Below are 19,305 nucleotides of genomic sequence, written 5' to 3'. Positions count from 1 at the left end.
GCGCCGAAAGTAGTTGGGGGTCTCCCCCTGTGAGGATAGGACGTTGCCAGGCCAACGCGAAAGACGATCAAGCATCCGCTTGGTCGTCTTTTTTTGTGGATTGTCATTAAATTTTCTATTCGTAAGCAACACATACAATCTAATTCCGAACATTAAAAGATGAAAGTGAATGGAACGAACACAATTCTGAACTTTCTGAACATCGTGAATTGAATTGCACTTTCGCCCTATACCTGTTACCATTACAGAAATATTTCGAAACAAAGATTCGGGTCCGATAGGGAAAGGGGCAATCGATTTTTATGTGGGAAAACAAGTTTGCAAAAGAAGGATTAACGTTTGATGACGTGTTACTCGTACCGCGCTTTTCAAATGTCTTGCCAAGAGATGTGAGTTTGAGCACTAAACTTTGTGAAGGTCTAGAGTTGAACGTACCAATCATCAGTGCAGGTATGGATACGGTCACAGAAGCACCGATGGCCATCGCCATGGCACGCCAAGGTGGTCTAGGAGTCATTCATAAAAACATGTCGATGGAGATGCAGGCAGAACACGTCGATCGCGTTAAACGCTCGGAGAACGGCGTCATCACGAACCCGTTCTATTTGACGCCTGAGCGTCAAGTGTACGATGCAGAGTACTTGATGAGTAAATACCGTATCTCAGGTGTTCCAATCGTTAATTCGGAAACAGAACGCAAATTGATCGGGATTTTAACAAACCGCGACCTTCGCTTCATTAAAGATTACTCGACAGTGATTGCGGATGTCATGACAACGGAAAACCTCGTCACCGCAAAAGTAGGGACGTCCCTTGAAGAAGCAGAACGCATTCTTCATCAACATCGGATTGAAAAATTACCGCTCGTTGATGATTCAGGTGTGTTAAAAGGTCTCATTACGACAAAAGATATTGAGAAAGTCGAACAGTTCCCGCACGCAGCGAAAGACAAACAAGGTCGCTTACTCGTTGCAGCCGCCGTCGGTGTCACGAAAGATGCCGCATCGCGTGCTCAAATCCTTGTCGATGCTGGTGTCGATGCTCTAGTGGTAGACACAGCTCACGGCCATTCAGCCGGCGTCATTGAGAAAGTAAAAGAGTTACGTGACATGTTCCCGACACTCCCGATTATTGCAGGGAATGTCGCGACAGCCGAAGCAACACGGGCTTTGATTGAAGCCGGTGCATCGGTCATCAAAGTCGGGATTGGCCCAGGGTCAATCTGTACGACACGAGTCGTAGCAGGTGTCGGCGTTCCACAAATCACAGCGGTATACGATTGTGTCACAGAAGCTAGAGAACATGGTGTCACAGTCATTGCCGATGGTGGAATCAAGTATTCAGGTGATATCGTGAAAGCAATTGCGGCTGGTGGTCATGCGGTCATGCTCGGTAGTCTTCTCGCTGGTGTGAAAGAGAGTCCAGGTGAGATGGAAATCTATCAAGGACGTCAGTTCAAAACATACCGTGGAATGGGTTCTGAAGCCTCGATGAAACGTGGAAGCCAAGATCGCTACTTCCAAGAAGCGGACAAGAAATTCGTGCCGGAAGGTATTGAAGGTCGTGTCGCTTATCGTGGCGAGTTGGCAGATACGGTGTATCAACTCATCGGTGGCCTTCGCTCAGGAATGGGTTATTGTGGGGCAGCTGACATTCGGGCGTTACGCGAAGATACGCAGTTTATCCGCATGACAGGGGCTGGCTTGCAAGAAAGCCATCCACATGATGTTCATATCACTAAAGAAGCTCCAAACTACTCACGTTAAACGAAAAGCCGTTGTCTCGATTCAGAGGCAACGGCTTTTTATTATTATTTTTTAACTTTGTTGACAAGAATGACTGTACCACCATCATCTTGCGCAGGCAAGATGACCGTGACTTTGCCATCTCGTTTGACCACATAGTTTCGTCCACTATAGCGATCGACAAGTTTCGTCTTATACTTAAGGTTCGTTTGGAACGTAATTGTTCGCTTCGCCTCTGTCGTATTCAAGGCGACAAGGATCGAGTCCTTGCCGTGTTTTCGTTCAAAGACAGAATATCCCTTCGCAGACCCACCCGCAATAACGGCCCGTGTTCCTTTGCTAAATACTTTCGAATAGTCAGCACGAATATTGAGAAGCTTCTGGTAATGCGTGTGCATCACTTTGCCTTCTCCTTTGACTCGCTTCCAGTCGAAGTCATAACGGTTTTCATTGAACTCGCCTTTATCCATATCCAAGGCATGTTTTCCTGACTGACCGACCTCTTCACCATAGTAGATGACAGGTTGACCTTTCGCCGTCATTTGAAGCGAAGCGGCGACCATGTGTTTTCCTTCATCTCCTCCGGCACGTGATACGAGGAAACCGTCTTCGTCATGACTACTGAGGAACTGTCCGAGCGTCGCTTCATTCGAGAGTTGTGTGTTGCGGTATTGGAGCGCACTCTCAACGTCATCAATATTCCCATTGATGAACCGCTCAGCTTGATATTTGAAGTCAAAGTCGAGTAGCGAATCCATTTGGCCGCTCTGTAAGTAACCGCCCGTGTTGTTTACACTCGCGCCGTAATGTTCTCCAATCATCTTGAAGTCTGGTTTAAGTGCCGTTAACTCGTTTTTGAACGACTTCCATGTTGTCGAATCGACGTGTTTGACTGTATCAACGCGGAAGTAGTCGATGGTGTTACCCTTTTTCGTCTTCGAGCGTTTAATCCAATCTGTCTGCCATTTGACGAGTTGTTCACGAACAGCTGCTTCCTCTGTTTTAAAGTCTGGCAGCCCAGAGAGTGACATTTTTAAATCATCCCCATCGACCGGGTTCGAACGAATCATTCCCTCGAACGCTTTACGTTCCTGATTTGTCGGGAAGTTTGTCGCACCCGTGTCCACAGCCCCTGGTTCCATGCCGTAGCCAGGGTGGTTCAGGACGACGTCGACCATAATCTTGATGCCTCGTGCGTTTGCTTCGTCGATGAGACGATGGAACGCCTTCATATCCCCAAGATGCTCATCGAGTTTTTCGAAGTTTTTCGCCCAATAGCCGTGGTAGCCGTACTGTGAGCCGTCTTTACCGTAACGAAGATCCCAGTCAATGTTGTCGACGATCGGTGTGATCCAAATTGTATTGATACCTAACTTGTCCAAATAGTCGAGTTTTTTCGTGACGCCGGCAAAGTCGCCGCCGTGATACGACTCAAGATGGTCTTGGTCGTAGTATTCACCATTCGGGTTATTATTCGTTTTATCCCCGTCATAGAAGCGATCGGTCAGCATGAAGTAAATCCGTGCCTCATCCCAATCGAACTCTTGCTTGTCCTTCATCGAGACCGGTCGGACCGTCAACGATGTTTTCGTCTTATGAACGTTTCCGTATTGGTCAATCGCCGTAATCGTCAAATACTTGTTGCCTGGTTTGACAGTATCTTTCACTGCAATCGTCTGTTTGTTCAGTGCCGGGTCTACCGCTAGCTTGGCTGGTCCACCGAGTGGACGGGCATCGATGTACATTTCTCGTAATTGGACACCTTTTGGCAACGTCGGCTTCACCTGGACGACCGCGTTTTCTCGAGAACTAATCGCTTTTGGAGCAACAGAAGCGGTCAATTTGACGTTGGGACGACGATATTCAACGCTCGACGCCTCAAAGTAAGGGTCTTTCACTTCAGTCGTGACACCGTCTTTCGTGACAAGGAATGTATAATCATGCTCCCCTTCCGGCAATTTTACCGTATGACGGAACCATTCGTTCTTCGCTTCGTAAGTCATCGGGTATGTCGTGCCATTGACTTTTAACGCGACGCTGTCGATTTCATCGAGTTGTCCTTCTTCATACAACGCTTTGTCACGGTAGAAGAACGTGACGGCACCATCTTCAAACACGGGCCCTTGAATCGTCGGTACTTGGTGGAACGTTCCTTTTCCGCTCTCGACGACGACCTTTGTGACTCGATCATTGCCGAGTTTCACATAACGGTCTTCCCCGTAACCATCCTTCACGGCCCAATCCGTGCCTTTGCGGATGACAAAGCCTACGTTGGTCGCATCTTTTCCGACCGGGATACGGAAGACGGCACCTTCTTCAGTGATTTTGTATGGATCTACTTGGCCATCTTTGGCACCAGTACTCCACGTCCATAAATTCCAATCGGTATAATCGTTGTCGGCCCGGACGTACAACATCTCGATGTAGCGTTGTGTTTTCCATGGATCGGCGATTTCAGTGATGGTTTTAAATGACGTCGTCAATGCCGGTAACGTCGTGTTCGACAGGTTTCCTTTCACAGCGTCCGCGGGAAGGGTCGCGGTATATGTTTGATTCAAGCCGAGTGCTTCGGTCGGTGTGACGGTCACTGTCGATCCGCTCGCTTCAGCCGTGAACGGTACAGCTGTCTCGCCATTCATCAAGCTGATGTTCGAAGCGTCTAACGACACAGGCTCATTGAACGTCCAAGTGATTGGGGATTTGATGTCCACTTGTTCCGATTGATTGGCCGGTGTGACTGCTGTCACTTCGAGTTGACTGACCGTCTCGACACCGCTCAACGTGAAGGCTGGGCTATATACCGATTGTGTCGACGGAGTAGCCGAAACGTTCCAACTATCGGCGACTTTGTTGGCCGAATTACTTGGAATCGTGTCGAACGCACCATGCTCGGTAGCATTATTCCCACTGAGTACCGTGAGGACCCGAACGGTATCCTCGTTGCTTAGGCCAAGCAGGGACAATGGGATTTTGCCTTCAAATCCTTTCGTGCGGTCAATAGCAAACGAGGCGCCGTTCAAGTTGCTTAAGTTTGCGAGTGGTGTGGATTTACCTGCTTCATACAGAGCAGCTTCTTTTACTGATGTATCGCCATCGACGCGAAGTAAAATATGATACTGTGGTTTTTTATCGGTTTGGCTAAAGTTGAACGGATAGCCAAGCGGGTTTGTCGCTACGCCTGAATCTTGTTCATTGATTTGGAGGGCGATATTTATGTACTGACCATTGTCGCCCCAGTTCGGGACGTTGTTCGCATCCACATAAAAGTAAAGGTTACGTGCATCGTTCTGCAGATAGACGTCTCCTAAATCGAATCCTTGCCAACCCGCCTGTGGGGATGTGGCGAGCGCTGGCGTGTTCGTCCAATCTGTTTTTAAGCCATCAATTGAGATTGTGGCAGGTTCAGCCAAAGCGTTCATCGGGACGCCGGCTTGGATCAGGAGAACGGATGATAAAAGTAACGTGGTCGTCTGTCGTGCCGCTTTCTTCTTCATAAAGCACCTCTTTCATGGAATGTGTCGTCTACAGGGCAACGAATTGTCAAAATTGCGCAAACGGTTTCAGGAATAGTTTAGCTGAATATGTAAGCGCTCACAATATGTTTTTTGAAAAATAATAAAAACGCCTATCGGTTAGAGAGGCGTTTGCTTCACGAGGCGTCCTTTCACAATCAACCGTTCCGTCGTATCGAACGTACACGTGACGAGCGTAATCGTCGGTTCAGTTGTTGGTTCGAGTACATCAACTTGTGTCGGGGGGACAGTCTCTAGGGAAGTAACTTCGTACTGGAACGTGTGCTTCATGTCGGTTACATAGATGGACATGCCGATGTCGAGGGTATGGAGTGGCCCGAACAGTGCGGTCGGGCTTTGCGTATAGTGGCCGGCAAGTGCGTAGTTTCCGGTTCCCATGTGCTGGGACGGATCCATCGTTCCGGCACCGACAGCCAAGTTCTCGTTATCGAGACCATATAAAATGGGTAGTTCAAGGTTAACATCTGGAATGGAAATGAGACCCAGGGTCGGTAATTCGTGAAACCGATTGCGCACAGTCAATAGTTGTTCCCAGGATAATGGCTCGACGTTTGAAAACTCAAATTCGCCGGTTTCGGGCTGTTTCGGTTGAATCTCGGCGGTCACTTGTTGACTGTTCCACGTCGCGAGTTGGTCTTTCCACCACGATTCGGATAACAGGAGTGTACCGATTAATAAGAGGAGACCACCGACGAAATAGCGTGACCGTTTCATCAATCTCTTCCTTTCTCAATGTTCCAACACGACATGAGTGCACTGACGGCGGCAGGTAATACTTCTTCAGATAAGGCGGCAAACCCGAATAAAAGCTGTGGGACCGTATCGCTCGAGTTGATGCGATAATCGGTCATCGCATTGATTCGAATACTCGCGGCTTCGGCCAGACGTTTTAATTCTTCGCTCGACTTTGTCGTTTGGACAGATAGCACAACATGAAGGCCTGCGCTCGCCCCTGTGATGGAGACAATCGGTTCATACGGTTTGAAAGCGGCGATGATGATTTCAAGTTTACGTCGATATGTTTTACGCATCCGGTTCAGATGTTTCTCAAAATCACCGGTCGCCATAAATTCGGCCAACGTGTGTTGCTCGAAGCGGGGCACGCTGCATGTGAAGTGACGATAACGTTCCCGGTAGCGATTCAACAGCGGAGGGGGGAGCACCATATAACCGATTCGCAATGAAGGCATTAGCGATTTCGAGAACGTGCTCAAATAGACGACCCGCTCGTTTTGATCCATGCTTTGCAAGGACGGGATGGGCTTACCGCTATAACGGAATTCGCTGTCATAATCGTCTTCGATCACATATGTTTGCTGCTCCGATGCCCAGTTGAGCAGACGTTGACGGCGGCTGACCGATAAAATCGTTCCGGTCGGGAATTGATGGGCCGGTGTCACATAAAGGGCATCAATGGCTGCTTGTTCCACCACATCGACACGGACGCCACTCTCATCAACAGGAATTGGAATGAACGTCCGTCGTTGATGGGCGAACAGTTGGCGGGTGAGCGGATACCCCGGATCCTCAATGCCGAACGTCGTGGTATCCGGCAACAGTTCTAACAATTGGGGCAACAGCTGCTCGGTTCCCGATCCGACAACGATTTGTTCGGGAGAACAATGCACACCACGCGAATGGTAGAGATAGGTCGCAATTTCTTGACGAAGGACGAAATCGCCTTGTACAGAGCCAAGTGACAGCAAATCGTGATGTTCTTCCGAGACGACTTGTTTTAAGTGCCGGCGCCAACGTTCGAATGGGAAAGCGGTCGTGTCGATTTGACTCGGATACAAGTCGAACTCATATGTTTTTTTCACCGGGAGCGGTTCGATGACGCTACTGCCGCGCCGGACGTACAGTTCTTCTTGCGGTAACACGTAGAAGCCTTTGCGTGGCAACGACTCGATATATCCTTCCGCGAGCAGCTGGGCATAAGCCAGTTCGACTGTCGTTTGTGATACATCTAAAAACTCGCCTAACTTACGTTTGGACGGAAGTTTTGTCCCGGTGGTGAGGGTGTCATCGACGATGGCTTGTCGAATGTGCAAATAGAGTTGTTCATATAACGGGACGCTCGAGTCAGCCTCGAGCGAGAACGTGAGCATATCCATAGTTAATCCTTTCTAGTCAGCCAAAGAAAAAATAGAGCATGAATCCGATAACGAGTAGGAGCGAAAACACTCCGGCTTTCCCGAAAAAGCTTCGTCCATGCGCCTCGTCACGACTGTTCCATTGGTCCATTTCATCATCCCCCTTGTCCTTTACAACATTCGAGAATTAGGAAATGAAGTCCTTTGTTTAAACTGACCACTTCAGAAAATACAAAACTGGCACTTTCAATATAGTCAAATCAATTTATACTTGCAAGTAGACTAGCTTATTGGAGGGGATCCATTTGGAAAAGAGACAAGTAGGGACAGACAAAGTAAAACGAGGTATGGCCGAGATGCAAAAAGGTGGCGTCATCATGGACGTCATCAACGCGGAGCAAGCCAAAATTGCTGAAGCGGCAGGAGCAGTCGCCGTTATGGCGCTCGAGCGTGTACCTTCAGACATTCGTAAAATGGGCGGTGTCGCCCGTATGGCCGACCCGACAATCATCGAAGATGTCATGGGTGCGGTATCAGTACCGGTCATGGCGAAGTGCCGCATCGGTCACATCGCTGAAGCACGTGTCCTTGAATCAATGGGGGTAGATTTCATTGACGAGAGCGAAGTATTGACACCGGCTGACGAAGAGTTCCATCTCTACAAACGGGACTATAAAGCACCGTTCGTCTGTGGCGCTCGTGATCTTGGTGAAGCATCACGCCGCATCGGTGAAGGCGCAGCGATGATCCGGACGAAAGGTGAGCCGGGAACCGGCAATATCGTCGAAGCGGTTCGTCACATGCGTACCGTTCAAGCCCAAGTGAAACGCTTGCTCTCGATGAGCATCGATGAAGTGATGACGGAAGCGCGTGACCTTGGTGCCCCGTTTGAAGTACTCATGCAAATCCGTGAAGCAGGTCGCCTCCCGGTCGTCAACTTCGCAGCAGGCGGAATTGCGACACCAGCCGATGCGGCACTCATGATGCACCTCGGAGCGGACGGCGTCTTTGTCGGATCAGGAATCTTCAAAGCGGAGAACCCTGAGAAATTTGCCCGTGCCATCGTCGAAGCAACGACATACCATGATGACTATGAGCGCATCGCGCACTTGTCGAAAGGACTCGGCGAAGCGATGAAAGGACTCGACGTCCGCACGCTCAAACAAGAAGAACTTATGGCACCGCGAGGTTGGTAAGATGACCACGATTGGTGTACTCGGAATGCAAGGTGCGATTCGCGAACACGTTCACATGCTCGAAGCACTTGGTGCGGATACGCTCGTCGTCCGCTCGGTCGATGACTTAAATCGAATCGATGGACTCGTCTTACCGGGTGGGGAGAGCACGGCGATGCGTCGCCTGCTTGATCGCTATGACTTGCTCGAGCCGTTACGTGAGAATACGGAGTTGCCGATGTTTGGAACGTGCGCTGGTTTGATTTTGCTCGCGACCGAAGTTGAAGGATATGATGCGCACTTGCGTAAAATCCCAATGACGGTCAAACGGAATGCGTTCGGACGACAAGTTGATAGCTTTGAAGTCGATTTGACTGTCAATGGAATCGATGACGCTGTCGAAGCAGTGTTCATTCGAGCGCCGCAAGTCGCATCGGTCGAAGCGAGCGTCGAGGTGCTCGCCGAGGTCGAGGAAGCGATTGTCGCGGTTCGGTATGACAAGTATATGGCTTGCTCGTTCCACCCGGAATTGACGGACGACTTGTCGATGCACCGCTATTTCTTGGACATAGTTGAAGCGACAAAGCGACAACTCGCCTGATCGAAAGGCTCCCTAGCAAATAGGGAGCCTTTTTCATGTGTTTTTTTGCTACACTGTAACGAGATACGTATAGAAAGGGGCAAGACCGTGAGACAAAGATGGATCGGATGGATGCTCGTTTGGGCAATCCTTTTAAATATGATCGTGCCGACGGATGCATCGGCGGCACCTAAAGTTGATGCGACCGGCGCGATGCTCGTGGACATGACGACGGGACAAATCCTGTTCTCACAAGAAGAGGACGCCATGCTTCCTCCGGCATCAATCACTAAGCTGATGACCGCTTTTCTCGTCCGAGAAGCCATCGAAGCGGGTGACCTCAGTTGGAACCAAGAAGTGACCCCGAGCGACAAGGCGTTGGCGCTGACCCGAAAACCAGGATTGGCTCGGATTCCGCTCGTCAATAAACCGTACACGGTAAAAGAACTTTACGATGTGGCGTTGATTCGTTCCGCGAACGAGGCGGCGGTCACATTGGCCGAGGCCGTCTCTGGTTCGGAAGGGGTATTCGTGAAGAAAATGAACGAACGGGCGACCGAACTTGGCATGACCCAAACGACGTTCGCCAATGCATCGGGACTTGACTCTGTGTCAGCGGGACGTCCAGGGGAGAATTTGACATCGGCCAATGATTTGATGATGCTCGCTTTGGCGTATTTGACGAAGTTCCCGGAAGTGCTCGATGTGACGAAACAAGCGTATGTCGACATCGACGGGGTCCGCTTCGAAGCGACGAATCGGATGCTCGCCGGTCGAGATTTAGCCTATCCGGGTATGCTTGGCTTCAAAACGGGCACGACCGACGATGCCGGTTACTGCTTCATCGGCGTGTCGACGCGAGATGGACGTACCGTGCTGTCGGTCGTTCTCGGAGCGAAGACCGATCAAGGGCGTTATACTGCCACGAAAGCTCTTCACGACTATGCATATGGAGACTTCGTCTTAACCCCGATTTTACGGACAGGCGAAATCGTCCCGGCGACGCTCCATGTTGCTGAAGGTGCGGTCGAGACAGCGAAAGTGCGCACGACGTCGGCCTTTGAAGTGCTCGTCGAGAAAGGGCAGGATGTACCTGAACCGACTTACGATCTTCCGAATACGAAAGCCCCAATTGCGGCCGATCAACAGGTCGGGACCGTCACCATCGAGCCTTCTGGAAGCGTTCGGTATCTAGATGGTGAACTTCCACCTAAAGGAACGCTCGTTGCGGCCGAACCGGTCGAGATGGCATCGTTTTTGACACGTATGACGCGTGCCTTCTCCGACTTTTTAGATGAGGTTCGACTCGTGCTCGGAAAACTGAGTCTTGTCGATAGAGTTGAGATGTTGTAAAGTAAAACTAATTCAATGACAGATGCAATGATGGGGAAAAGTACGTTACGGTCATCTACTGACAGAGAGCTAGTGGTTGGTGCAAACTAGTGGGATGATGTAACCGAATCGGCCTCGGAGCATTGGCTTGGAAACAAGTCACGTTACGCACACGTTACGTGCATCGAGTGGCCCGATTTCGGGCAACGAGGGTGGCAACGCGGATCCAAGGTGGTTCGTCCCTTTCCTACGGGAAAGGGACGTGCCACCTTTTTATGTGAAAAAGGAGGAATAACGAATGTTAGACATTAAACGATTACGTTCAGATTTTGAAGAGATTAAAACGAAGCTAGCTCATCGCGGCGAGGATTTGAGTGCGCTCGATCGTTTCCCGGAGTTAGAAGAGAAACGCCGCAACTTGATCAATGAGGTTGAAGTGAAGAAAGCAAAACGAAATGAAGCGACGAAGCAAATTGCGGAATTGAAACGCAATAAGCAAGATGCGGATGGACCGATTCTCGAGACGCGCCGTCTCGGGGATGAAATCAAATTGCTCGATGAAGAGTTGCGTGAAGTCGAGGCCGAATTGAACTTGATTCTCCTCAGTATCCCGAACATCCCGCACGAATCAACGCCGATTGGAGAAACGGAAGACGATAACGTCACCATCCGTGAAGTCGGAACAAAACCGACGTTCGAATTCGAACTCAAACAGCATTGGGACGTCATGGAAGATTTGAAAATCGTCGATGTGGAACGAGCGGGTAAAGTGACAGGTAGCCGATTTGTCTTTTATAAAGGTCTCGGCGCCCGTCTCGAACGTGCCCTCATCAACTTCATGATGGATATGCATGCCGATGAACATGGCTATTCTGAAGTGCTCCCTCCTTATATGGTCAACCGCGACGCGATGACCGGGACGGGACAACTTCCTAAATTTGAGGAAGACGCATTCAAAGTGGCGGATACGAACTATTTCCTCGTACCGACGGCAGAAGTTCCGGTAACGAACATGCACCGTGACGAGATTATCACGGAAGACCAACTTCCAATCACGTATACGGCGTATAGCGCTTGTTTCCGTTCAGAAGCGGGATCAGCCGGACGCGACACACGTGGGCTCATTCGTCAGCATCAGTTCAACAAAGTCGAGCTCGTCCGGTTTGTGAAACCTGAAGAGTCTTATGAACAACTCGAGCTCTTGACGGGCCACGCTGAAGAAGTGCTTAAGCGTCTCGGTCTTCCATATCAAGTGCTCAGCATGTGTACGGCCGATCTCGGCTTCACGGCTGCGAAGAAATATGACATCGAAGTGTGGATGCCGGCGCAAGGGATGTATCGTGAAATCTCATCTTGTTCGAACTTTGAAGACTTCCAAGCGCGCCGGGCCGGAATTCGTTTCCGTCGCGAAGCGAACGCAAAACCAGAATTCGTCCACACGCTTAACGGTTCTGGCCTCGCAGTCGGCCGGACCGTCGCTGCGATTTTAGAGAACTTCCAACAGGCTGACGGTTCAGTCGTCATTCCGGAAGTATTACGTCCATATATGGGCGGCATCGAGAAAATTGAAATGCCTCAGTAATGAACAAACCAGCCCGTCTGAAACGTATCGTTCAGGCGGGATTTTTTTGGTTTTTTTTAATGTTTTTTCACAAAAGGGTTTGACATCTGTCTGCCAAGTTGGTACTATAAATCATGTCGAGCGAGATGTTTGCTCACCAATTGTATATGAGCTTTGGAGGTGTACCCAAGTGGTTTAAGGGAACGGTCTTGAAAACCGTCAGGGGTGTAATAGCCTGCGTGGGTTCGAATCCCACCACCTCCTCCATTTTTATTTTTGGAGGCTCAACAATTTCATATTTTTTTGGAGGTGTACCCAAGTGGTTTAAGGGAACGGTCTTGAAAACCGTCAGGGGTGTAATAGCCTGCGTGGGTTCGAATCCCACCACCTCCTCCACTTTCTTTTTTTTACACTTTTTTAAGCCTGGAGTTGTACCCAAGCCCGGCTGAAGGGGACGGACTCGAAATCCGTTAGGAGTCGTAAGGCTCGCGTGGGTTCGAATCCCACCAACTCCGCTTGTTTTGGCATCTGCATGGGCAGATGCGTTTTTTTATGGTCGTAGACTCCGGTCTGCGGCTTTTTTGTTTGTGGCAATCCGACGAAATCTGGCTAAGCCGCACGTAAACCGGGAATCTACATAGAGTAGACTATAGTGGCGCGTAAGGAAGGAGATGAGCGTCATGGATTGGATTGAGATGTATATCGATGAGGTCGTGCGACACGTTCCTCCGAAACGGCGCGAGGAGGCGGCTACCTCGATTCGGCAATCGATCGAGGCGGCATTGCCCGAACACCCGACTGAGGCGGACGTGAAACGAGTGTTAGAGGAGATTGGGCATCCAACCGTCGTTGCCGCACGTTATAAGGAAGGACAGTATGTCATCGGACCACGTTTTTTCCCAATGTATGTGACCGTAATTAAACTTGTCGTTCCAATCGTTTTAGCTGTCGTTTTCTTCGGTCTCGTGTTGTCTAGCATGCCGACGTTCTCAGGACCGCTTATGCCGACGATCGGCACATTTTTGACGAACATGTTCGATGCGCTGTGGGAGGTCGGGATTCAGCTCGTGTTTTGGATTACGCTCGTCTTCTTTTTGATTGAGCGCTATGCACCTGATGATGTACCGGCGCCAGATATGAAATGGGATGTGTCCAAGCTGAAAGAACGGGTGAAGGGCGGTCGAATCAGTAAATTTGACGCAGGGTTCGGGTTGTTTTGGACAGCCGTGTGGTTTGGCGTGTATATTAACGCCGAACAGTTACTAGGGATTTATGAATCTACGAACGCGGGGTTCACGATGATCACTCCCATCTTCAATCAAACGTTCCTGATGGATGTGATTTGGTTATTTGTGACCGTCATCTTGCTTCAAGTCGTGCTTGGGGTATGGAAATGGATGAACGGACATTGGACGTATGCGCTCGCTTCGTTTAATTTGATCTACAATATTGCCTCGGCAACGTTCATCATCTGGATGGCCAGTTCCCCACAGTTACTCGATCCACGATTTTTGAACTGGATCGAGACGAACGTTCCGAACGGTATGCTCTCGTTCGATTGGGTATTTGGATTGGTCGTCGCCATCACGATTTTGGCCGCAGTGTTTGATTCCATCGACGGTTTCCGAAAAGCTCGGAAGACGCCGACGTATCGAAAACCTCGTATCGCCCACACATAAAAAGAAGGTGCACCGCTCAAGCGAGCGGTGCACCTTCTTTACTTATCTGACTTTCGCTTCGCGAGCGATCGTCAATTGTTTCTCGATTTTCTCCAAGATGAGTTCAACCGAGTTAGGGTCATTGATCAAGTCATACTCTTCGATTGAGAGACGAAGTACAGGGCAAAGGTTGAAGTTGTTGATCCACTCCGTATAACGAGCGTACATCTCTTCCCAATATGTGATCGGTGTTTGTTGTTCCATCTCGCGCCCGCGCATTTGAATGCGGTCGAGTACTTGCTCGAATGAGCCTTCAAGATAAATGAGAAGGTCAGGGTGTGGGAAGAATGGTGTCAGTACCATCGCTTCAAACAAACTTGAGTACGTCTCGTAGTCGGTTGGAGACATCGTCCCTTTTTCATAGTGCATCTTGGCAAAGATGCCAGTATCTTCGTAAATCGAGCGGTCTTGGATAAAGCCGCCGCCGTATTGGAAGATTTTCTTCTGTTCTTTGAACCGTTCAGCCAAGAAATAGATTTGAAGGTGGAAACTCCAACGCTCAAAATCATGATAAAATTTATCGAGATAAGGGTTCGTGTCTACTTTCTCAAGTGAAGTGCGGAAGTTGAGGGCATCGGCAAGTGAGTTCGTGATCGTTGATTTACCGATTCCGACCATTCCACCGATCGTGATGATCGTATCGTTCGGAATGTTATATTTTTCATTCAGCGTCATTTGATTTTTGCTCCTTTAGTCAATTCTAATTCACGTTCGATCGTCGAGAGGACGTGCGTCAAATCATCCGGATTTTGGACGAAGTCGAGCTCATCTCCGCTAAACGAAAGAATCGTCACTTCGGGATGCGTCGCGCGGTATGATTCGATAAACGTTTCATAATCATGAGCGAGCTGTTCGAGGTAATCGCGAGACATGTTCTCTTCTACTTCACGTCCACGCAAGGCGACACGTTTCATTAACGTCTCGATGCTGGCGTGTAAGTAGATGACGACATCAGGTTTCGGCATATCGTGTGTCAAAATCTTATAGATTTGCTCATATTTGTTCAAATGAGCTGGTCTCAGGGAACGGTGAGCGAAAATTAAGTTCTTGAAAATATGATAGTCAGAAACGACGGATTGCTGTTGACTCAAGTGGTGTTTGTGGATATCGTCTAATTGCTTGAAGCGATTGCAAAGGAAGAACATCTCCGTTTGGAAGCTCCATTCGTCGATATCTTCATAAAACTTGCCGAGAAACGGATTCTCTTCTACAATTTCATTCAGCATCTGCATTGAAAAGTGCTGACTGATGATATGGGCCAGTGACGTTTTCCCGACACCAATCGGTCCCTCTACCGTTATAAACATATGATGTCATCCTCCATTATCCAAAGTGCAAGTTCCATTCTAGCATACAATGAAGTGGATAGGGCGAGCGAAATGATTTTCATTTTTTTTCATAATAAGTGATCAGAAACGGAGTGTGTATATGGAACGAGATGAACGATTTATGAGGCTCGCCATTGAAGAAGCAAAGAAGGCGGAAGCAATCGGCGAAGTCCCGATCGGATGCGTCATCGTTAAAGGTGATGAGGTGATTGCCGTCGGTCATAATCGTCGGGAAACCGACTTGTTGGCAGCGGCCCACGCCGAGATGATTGCGATTGAGCAGGCAAACCAGGCGCTCGGCAACTGGCGTTTAGAGGATTGCGAACTGTTCGTCACGTTAGAGCCGTGTCCGATGTGTGCGGGTGCCATCGTGCTGTCTCGTGTGAAGCGGGTCATCTTTGGTGCCCACGATCCGAAGGGTGGATGTTGCGGGACGCTCATGAACCTCGTCCAAGACGAACGCTTCAACCACCAAGCTGAAGTGACTGAAAATGTTTTAGCAGAAGAGTGTGGCGAGTTGCTGACAGTATTCTTCCGAAACCTTAGAGAACGGAAGAAGCAGGCGCGGCTTGAACAGAGAGGTTGCAACCCACCTGATTAAACAGTATAATGTAATAGCACTCAACGTAGTGCCTAACTTCATTTACCCATTTGCCGTGCTAGGCGGGGAGGTAGCGGTGCCCTGTAACTCGCAATCCGCTATAGCGAGACTGAATTCCGATTCGAGGGAGTGCATTGGTGTGGCCTGTCCTCGTGTAAGTGGCGTTGACGTCTGAGTCCTGCGCAACGGTCACCCATGAACCAGGTCAGGTCCGGAAGGAAGCAGCCTTAAGTGGTGACGTACCGTGTGCCGCAGGGGTGCTTGGGCCGAGCAAACTGCATGAGTAACGCACATTGACGTGCTTTCAGAAATCGGTGCGCGGCAGATTTATTTAATAACTTCAATCTACGGCCCCAGGGTTGTAGATTTTTTTGTATGATGAAATAGAGAATGTAAGGAAGAAAGGAGGCGGGGACATGGCGTATCAAGCGTTGTATCGGGTTTATCGTCCGCAGTCGTTCCAAGAGGTTGTCGGTCAAATTCATATCACACGAACGATTCAAAATGCGTTGCTTGAGGAACGAATGTCACATGCCTATTTGTTCTCGGGTCCACGAGGGACCGGGAAGACAAGTTTGGCGAAAATTATCGCGAAAGCCATCAACTGCGAGACGGCGCCTACACGAGAGCCGTGTAATACGTGCCCGACTTGTATTGCAATCACAGAAGGGACAAGCCCGGACGTGTTTGAAATCGATGCGGCTTCAAATAACGGGGTCGACGAGATTCGAGAAATCCGGGATAAAGTCAAATATCCGCCTTCTCAAGCGCGCTTCAAAGTATATATCATCGATGAAGTGCACATGCTTTCGACAGGTGCCTTCAACGCCTTGTTAAAGACGTTAGAAGAACCGCCGGCGCATGCCATCTTTATTTTGGCGACGACAGAACCGCATAAAATTCCAGCAACTATTATCTCGCGTTGTCAGCGTTTTGATGTGAAACGGCATGAAGTCGGTCAATTGCAGACACGTATGGCATATATCTTGAACGATCAAGATTATGACTATGATCCAGAGGCGCTCAAGCTGATTGCCCGTGCTGCCGACGGTGGGATGCGCGATGCACTCAGCCTACTCGATCAAGCGCTCGCTTTTAGCGATGGCCGTTTGACCGAAGACGCTGTGCTAGAAGTGACCGGCGCGGTGACAGATGATGCTCTGCTCGATATGGCTTACGGCTTACAGCAAAAGCAACTTGATCAAATTTTGAGTACGTTGGAAACGATGCTGCGTGAAGGTAAGGATTTGAAGCGATTCATTGAAGATCTCGTATTCGTTCATCGTGACGCCTTACTATTAAAGGCCTCACCTCAAGCGGTCGATTTACTCGAACGCGCTCGTCCGACAGAGACGTTCCGACAATTTGTTGAAGCGACGTCGACAGATGAACTATTCCAAGTGATTGAAGAGTTGAATGATTGTCAGCAACAGATGCGATTATCGAATCATCCGAAAGTTTTGGTAGAACTAACGTTTATTCGTATCGCCGAACAAGGGCGGACGATGACAGAACAGATGAAACAACTTCAAGAGCAGGTCCGTGAACTGAGTCGCGAGTTGAGTGAGGTCAAAAAAACGGGAGTCCCTGCAGCGGAAGCAACAACAGAGAAACCTAAAGTTGCCAAGCGAACTCAAATTCGAGTCCCGAAAGAACGCATCCGTCAATTATTGCAACGAGCGGAACGACAGCATTTAAACGCAATACGTGATAGCTGGGAAGATATCATGGGGAATATCCGAACGCAGGATGGTCCAATTTTTGCACTATTCTATGAGAGTGAGGCTGTGCTTTGTGCTAGTGACACCTTACTGGTACAATTTAAAGATGGGATGACGTGGCACTACGAGCAAGTTAGCTCGAACGGTCGCACGCGAGACGTGATTGAACAAGCCTTGTTTGAAGTGACGGGAATTCGTCGAGAAATCATGGCCGTACTAGAGACCGATTGGGTTGAGTTGAAGAATGAGTTCATCCTTCGTAAACAAGCTGAACGTTCGGATCATAAAGAAGAGGAAGTGGTTGAAGAAGATCCACTTGTCTCGAAGGCCGTTGAACGTTTCGGTGACGTCGTTGAAATTGAAGAAGTTTAAAAGGAGGCGCTCTACATGCGTGGAATGGGAAACATGAACAATATGATGAAGCAAATGCAGAAAATGCAAAAAGATATGGCGAAAGCTCAAGAAGAATTGAAAGACTTGACTGTTGAAGGTACGGCAGGTGGCGGCATGGTAAAAGTTATCGTCAGTGGACATAAAGAAGTGCTAGATGTCATCATCGCTGAAGATGCTGTCGATCCAGATGACGTCGAAATGTTGCAAGATCTTGTTTTGGCAGCAGTTAACGACGGGATGAAGCAAGCTGACCAACTCGTTAATGACAAAATGGGACGTTTTACGCAAGGGATGAACCTTCCAGGCTTTTAAGTGAAGAAAGGAACGATGTGAGTTGCAATACCCTGAAGCGATCGGACGTTTGATTGAAAGCTTTACCAAATTGCCGGGCATTGGTCCGAAAACTGCCATACGTCTAGCATTCCACGTATTAGATATGGAAGAAGACGATGTGCTGACGTTCGCTAAGGCTCTTGTCAGCGCTAAGCGTGATATTAAATATTGTACGGTATGCGGGCACATTACAGATGTTGACCCATGCGCGATTTGTACGGATTCCCATCGCGACGAGACGGTGGTCTGTGTTGTTCAAGATTCTAGAGATGTGATTGCGATGGAGAAGATGCGAGAGTATCGTGGGAAGTACCATGTCTTGCATGGGGCGATTAGCCCAATGGAAGGGATTGGTCCTGAAGATATTAACGTGTCGAGCTTGTTAACGCGTCTTCAAGAAAATGAAGCGATTAGTGAAGTGATTTTGGCCACTAACCCGAACATCGAAGGGGAAGCGACTTCAATGTATCTGTCCCGACTCTTAAAACCGACTGGGATTCGTGTAACGCGTCTGGCGCATGGTTTACCTGTAGGCGGCGATCTAGAATATGCGGATGAAGTGACCTTATCAAGAGCGATGGAAGGTAGACGCGAACTATGAGATGGTTTCGCAAACCTCTCCGAGACGGATATGACCAACGATTTTTGTTAGAGCTGTTAGATGCTAAGGCGAAGTACGAATCGAAACGTCACATACTTGAAGTGAGTATCGAAGACACTGGGGAATTAGCAGCGCAAGTTAAACAAGCGGAAGCATTGTACTTCTTTTATTTAAAAGAGGCGAAGCAACGCAAAGTTTCACTTTCGAATTTAAGATCGTAAGGCGAGATATTCCATCTCGCTTTTTTATATGCCGAATGGTTAGGTCCATTCAACGTTCACTTTTTTCTCTATATAATGAAGAAACTAGAAACGCGTTCATCATTTTCTACAAAAAATGCAGACGACTAAAAAATAATTTAAAGTTTTTCTGAAAAAGCTATTGTGTATTCAAAGTTTTATTGATATATTAATAGACGTCGCCGAGAGCGGTTTTAAAAATCTAAAAAAGATATTGACTTCTCGTTAATAGCTTGTTAAGATATTTAAGTCGCCAAGAACGACAGACGAACTTTGAAAACTGAACGATGAGGCAAAAATAAGTTTTACAATTTTTGAATGAAGCGCAAGCTTCGTCATTTTTAAAGAGCTA

At 48.7% G+C, this 19,305-nt stretch carries 16 protein-coding genes, 3 tRNA genes, 1 other RNA gene and 1 other annotated feature; of the genes, 15 read left to right on the top strand and 5 right to left on the bottom strand.

Features of this window, described 5'->3' with window-relative positions; translation table 11 throughout:
* Window positions 1–302: 302 nt before the first annotated feature.
* Entirely contained in the window at window positions 303–1,766 is a 1,464-nt protein-coding gene (gene guaB / locus KNP86_RS15440; protein ID WP_034781919.1) for an IMP dehydrogenase, read from the top strand.
* A gap of 44 nt (window positions 1,767–1,810) precedes the next feature.
* On the opposite strand, the gene KNP86_RS15435 is transcribed toward guaB, so the two are convergent.
* The 3 genes from KNP86_RS15435 to pdxR all read right to left on the bottom strand — a co-directional run bounded on the left by KNP86_RS15435 (window position 1,811) and on the right by pdxR (window position 7,392).
* Complete coding sequence (locus KNP86_RS15435) at window positions 1,811–5,239, bottom strand: alpha-amylase family glycosyl hydrolase (RefSeq protein ID WP_214755147.1); 3,429 nt, start codon at window positions 5,237–5,239, stop codon at window positions 1,811–1,813.
* 138 nt (window positions 5,240–5,377) lie between these two features.
* Window positions 5,378–5,992: a class A sortase gene (locus KNP86_RS15430; protein ID WP_214755145.1), complete on the bottom strand. Its 615-nt coding sequence runs from the start codon at window positions 5,990–5,992 to the stop codon at window positions 5,378–5,380.
* Entirely contained in the window at window positions 5,992–7,392 is a 1,401-nt protein-coding gene (pdxR, locus tag KNP86_RS15425) for a MocR-like pyridoxine biosynthesis transcription factor PdxR (RefSeq protein ID WP_034781910.1), read from the bottom strand. The genes KNP86_RS15430 and pdxR overlap by 1 nt, the downstream gene beginning before the upstream one ends.
* 284 nt (window positions 7,393–7,676) lie before the next feature.
* Here pdxR and pdxS point away from each other — a divergent pair, with 284 nt between their 5' ends.
* The 8 genes from pdxS to KNP86_RS15385 all read left to right on the top strand — a co-directional run bounded on the left by pdxS (window position 7,677) and on the right by KNP86_RS15385 (window position 13,698).
* Window positions 7,677–8,567: a pyridoxal 5'-phosphate synthase lyase subunit PdxS gene (gene pdxS / locus KNP86_RS15420; RefSeq protein WP_021066746.1), complete on the top strand. Its 891-nt coding sequence runs from the start codon at window positions 7,677–7,679 to the stop codon at window positions 8,565–8,567.
* Window position 8,568: 1 nt separating this feature from the next.
* Entirely contained in the window at window positions 8,569–9,147 is a 579-nt protein-coding gene (gene pdxT / locus KNP86_RS15415) for a pyridoxal 5'-phosphate synthase glutaminase subunit PdxT (RefSeq protein ID WP_214755142.1), read from the top strand.
* A gap of 87 nt (window positions 9,148–9,234) precedes the next feature.
* Window positions 9,235–10,479, top strand: a complete 1,245-nt coding sequence (locus KNP86_RS15410; protein ID WP_353048192.1) for a D-alanyl-D-alanine carboxypeptidase family protein — start codon at window positions 9,235–9,237, stop codon at window positions 10,477–10,479.
* A gap of 18 nt (window positions 10,480–10,497) precedes the next feature.
* Window positions 10,498–10,705, top strand: a binding site (T-box leader).
* Window positions 10,706–10,756: 51 nt separating this feature from the next.
* Complete coding sequence (gene serS / locus KNP86_RS15405; RefSeq protein WP_214755140.1) at window positions 10,757–12,040, top strand: serine--tRNA ligase; 1,284 nt, start codon at window positions 10,757–10,759, stop codon at window positions 12,038–12,040.
* A 155-nt stretch (window positions 12,041–12,195) separates the two neighbouring features.
* Window positions 12,196–12,286: transfer RNA gene (locus KNP86_RS15400), tRNA-Ser, on the top strand.
* A gap of 38 nt (window positions 12,287–12,324) precedes the next feature.
* Window positions 12,325–12,415, top strand: a tRNA-Ser gene (locus tag KNP86_RS15395).
* Between the two features lie 29 nt (window positions 12,416–12,444).
* Window positions 12,445–12,534: transfer RNA gene (locus tag KNP86_RS15390), tRNA-Ser, on the top strand.
* A gap of 165 nt (window positions 12,535–12,699) precedes the next feature.
* Window positions 12,700–13,698: a hypothetical protein gene (locus KNP86_RS15385; protein ID WP_214755138.1), complete on the top strand. Its 999-nt coding sequence runs from the start codon at window positions 12,700–12,702 to the stop codon at window positions 13,696–13,698.
* Window positions 13,699–13,740: 42 nt separating this feature from the next.
* Here KNP86_RS15385 and KNP86_RS15380 read toward each other — a convergent pair whose 3' ends face one another.
* Window positions 13,741–14,412, bottom strand: a complete 672-nt coding sequence (locus KNP86_RS15380; protein ID WP_021065290.1) for a deoxynucleoside kinase — start codon at window positions 14,410–14,412, stop codon at window positions 13,741–13,743.
* A complete protein-coding gene (locus KNP86_RS15375) occupies window positions 14,409–15,044 on the bottom strand; it encodes a deoxynucleoside kinase (protein WP_034781893.1) in 636 nt (211 codons plus the stop codon). The genes KNP86_RS15380 and KNP86_RS15375 overlap by 4 nt, the downstream gene beginning before the upstream one ends.
* Before the next feature lie 121 nt (window positions 15,045–15,165).
* Here KNP86_RS15375 and tadA point away from each other — a divergent pair, with 121 nt between their 5' ends.
* The 6 genes from tadA to KNP86_RS15345 all read left to right on the top strand — a co-directional run bounded on the left by tadA (window position 15,166) and on the right by KNP86_RS15345 (window position 18,935).
* The gene (tadA, locus tag KNP86_RS15370) at window positions 15,166–15,666 is read left to right on the top strand and encodes a tRNA adenosine(34) deaminase TadA (RefSeq protein WP_214755137.1); all 501 of its coding nucleotides are present in this window, start codon (window positions 15,166–15,168) and stop codon (window positions 15,664–15,666) included.
* Window positions 15,667–15,719: 53 nt separating this feature from the next.
* Window positions 15,720–15,988, top strand: an RNA gene (gene ffs, locus KNP86_RS15365) — signal recognition particle sRNA large type.
* Between the two features lie 94 nt (window positions 15,989–16,082).
* The gene (gene dnaX / locus KNP86_RS15360; RefSeq protein ID WP_034781888.1) at window positions 16,083–17,759 is read left to right on the top strand and encodes a DNA polymerase III subunit gamma/tau; all 1,677 of its coding nucleotides are present in this window, start codon (window positions 16,083–16,085) and stop codon (window positions 17,757–17,759) included.
* Between the two features lie 15 nt (window positions 17,760–17,774).
* Window positions 17,775–18,092, top strand: a complete 318-nt coding sequence (locus tag KNP86_RS15355; protein WP_034781885.1) for a YbaB/EbfC family nucleoid-associated protein — start codon at window positions 17,775–17,777, stop codon at window positions 18,090–18,092.
* Between the two features lie 22 nt (window positions 18,093–18,114).
* A complete protein-coding gene (gene recR / locus KNP86_RS15350; protein ID WP_021065285.1) occupies window positions 18,115–18,714 on the top strand; it encodes a recombination mediator RecR in 600 nt (199 codons plus the stop codon).
* Window positions 18,711–18,935 carry a YaaL family protein gene (locus KNP86_RS15345; protein WP_034781883.1) on the top strand — a complete coding sequence of 75 codons (225 nt, stop codon included), beginning with the start codon at window positions 18,711–18,713 and terminating at the stop codon, window positions 18,933–18,935. Before recR ends, KNP86_RS15345 begins: the two co-directional genes overlap by 4 nt.
* Window positions 18,936–19,305 lie beyond the last annotated feature (370 nt).

The organism is Exiguobacterium sp. s16 (genome assembly GCF_018618115.1).
Taxonomy (GTDB): domain Bacteria; phylum Bacillota; class Bacilli; order Exiguobacteriales; family Exiguobacteriaceae; genus Exiguobacterium; species Exiguobacterium mexicanum_A.
This window is presented reverse-complemented; position numbering and strand designations above follow the sequence as displayed.

Coding starts and splice junctions, on each gene's coding strand:
- tadA (WP_214755137.1), top strand. CDS start 15,166: ATGGAACGAGATGAACGATTTATGAGGCTCGCCATTGAAGAAGCAAAG.
- guaB (WP_034781919.1), top strand. CDS start 303: ATGTGGGAAAACAAGTTTGCAAAAGAAGGATTAACGTTTGATGACGTG.
- KNP86_RS15385 (WP_214755138.1), top strand. CDS start 12,700: ATGGATTGGATTGAGATGTATATCGATGAGGTCGTGCGACACGTTCCT.
- KNP86_RS15430 (WP_214755145.1), bottom strand. CDS start 5,992: ATGAAACGGTCACGCTATTTCGTCGGTGGTCTCCTCTTATTAATCGGT.
- dnaX (WP_034781888.1), top strand. CDS start 16,083: ATGGCGTATCAAGCGTTGTATCGGGTTTATCGTCCGCAGTCGTTCCAA.
- pdxR (WP_034781910.1), bottom strand. CDS start 7,392: ATGGATATGCTCACGTTCTCGCTCGAGGCTGACTCGAGCGTCCCGTTA.
- KNP86_RS15375 (WP_034781893.1), bottom strand. CDS start 15,044: ATGTTTATAACGGTAGAGGGACCGATTGGTGTCGGGAAAACGTCACTG.
- KNP86_RS15355 (WP_034781885.1), top strand. CDS start 17,775: ATGCGTGGAATGGGAAACATGAACAATATGATGAAGCAAATGCAGAAA.
- KNP86_RS15345 (WP_034781883.1), top strand. CDS start 18,711: ATGAGATGGTTTCGCAAACCTCTCCGAGACGGATATGACCAACGATTT.
- serS (WP_214755140.1), top strand. CDS start 10,757: ATGTTAGACATTAAACGATTACGTTCAGATTTTGAAGAGATTAAAACG.
- KNP86_RS15380 (WP_021065290.1), bottom strand. CDS start 14,412: ATGACGCTGAATGAAAAATATAACATTCCGAACGATACGATCATCACG.
- KNP86_RS15435 (WP_214755147.1), bottom strand. CDS start 5,239: ATGAAGAAGAAAGCGGCACGACAGACGACCACGTTACTTTTATCATCC.
- pdxT (WP_214755142.1), top strand. CDS start 8,569: ATGACCACGATTGGTGTACTCGGAATGCAAGGTGCGATTCGCGAACAC.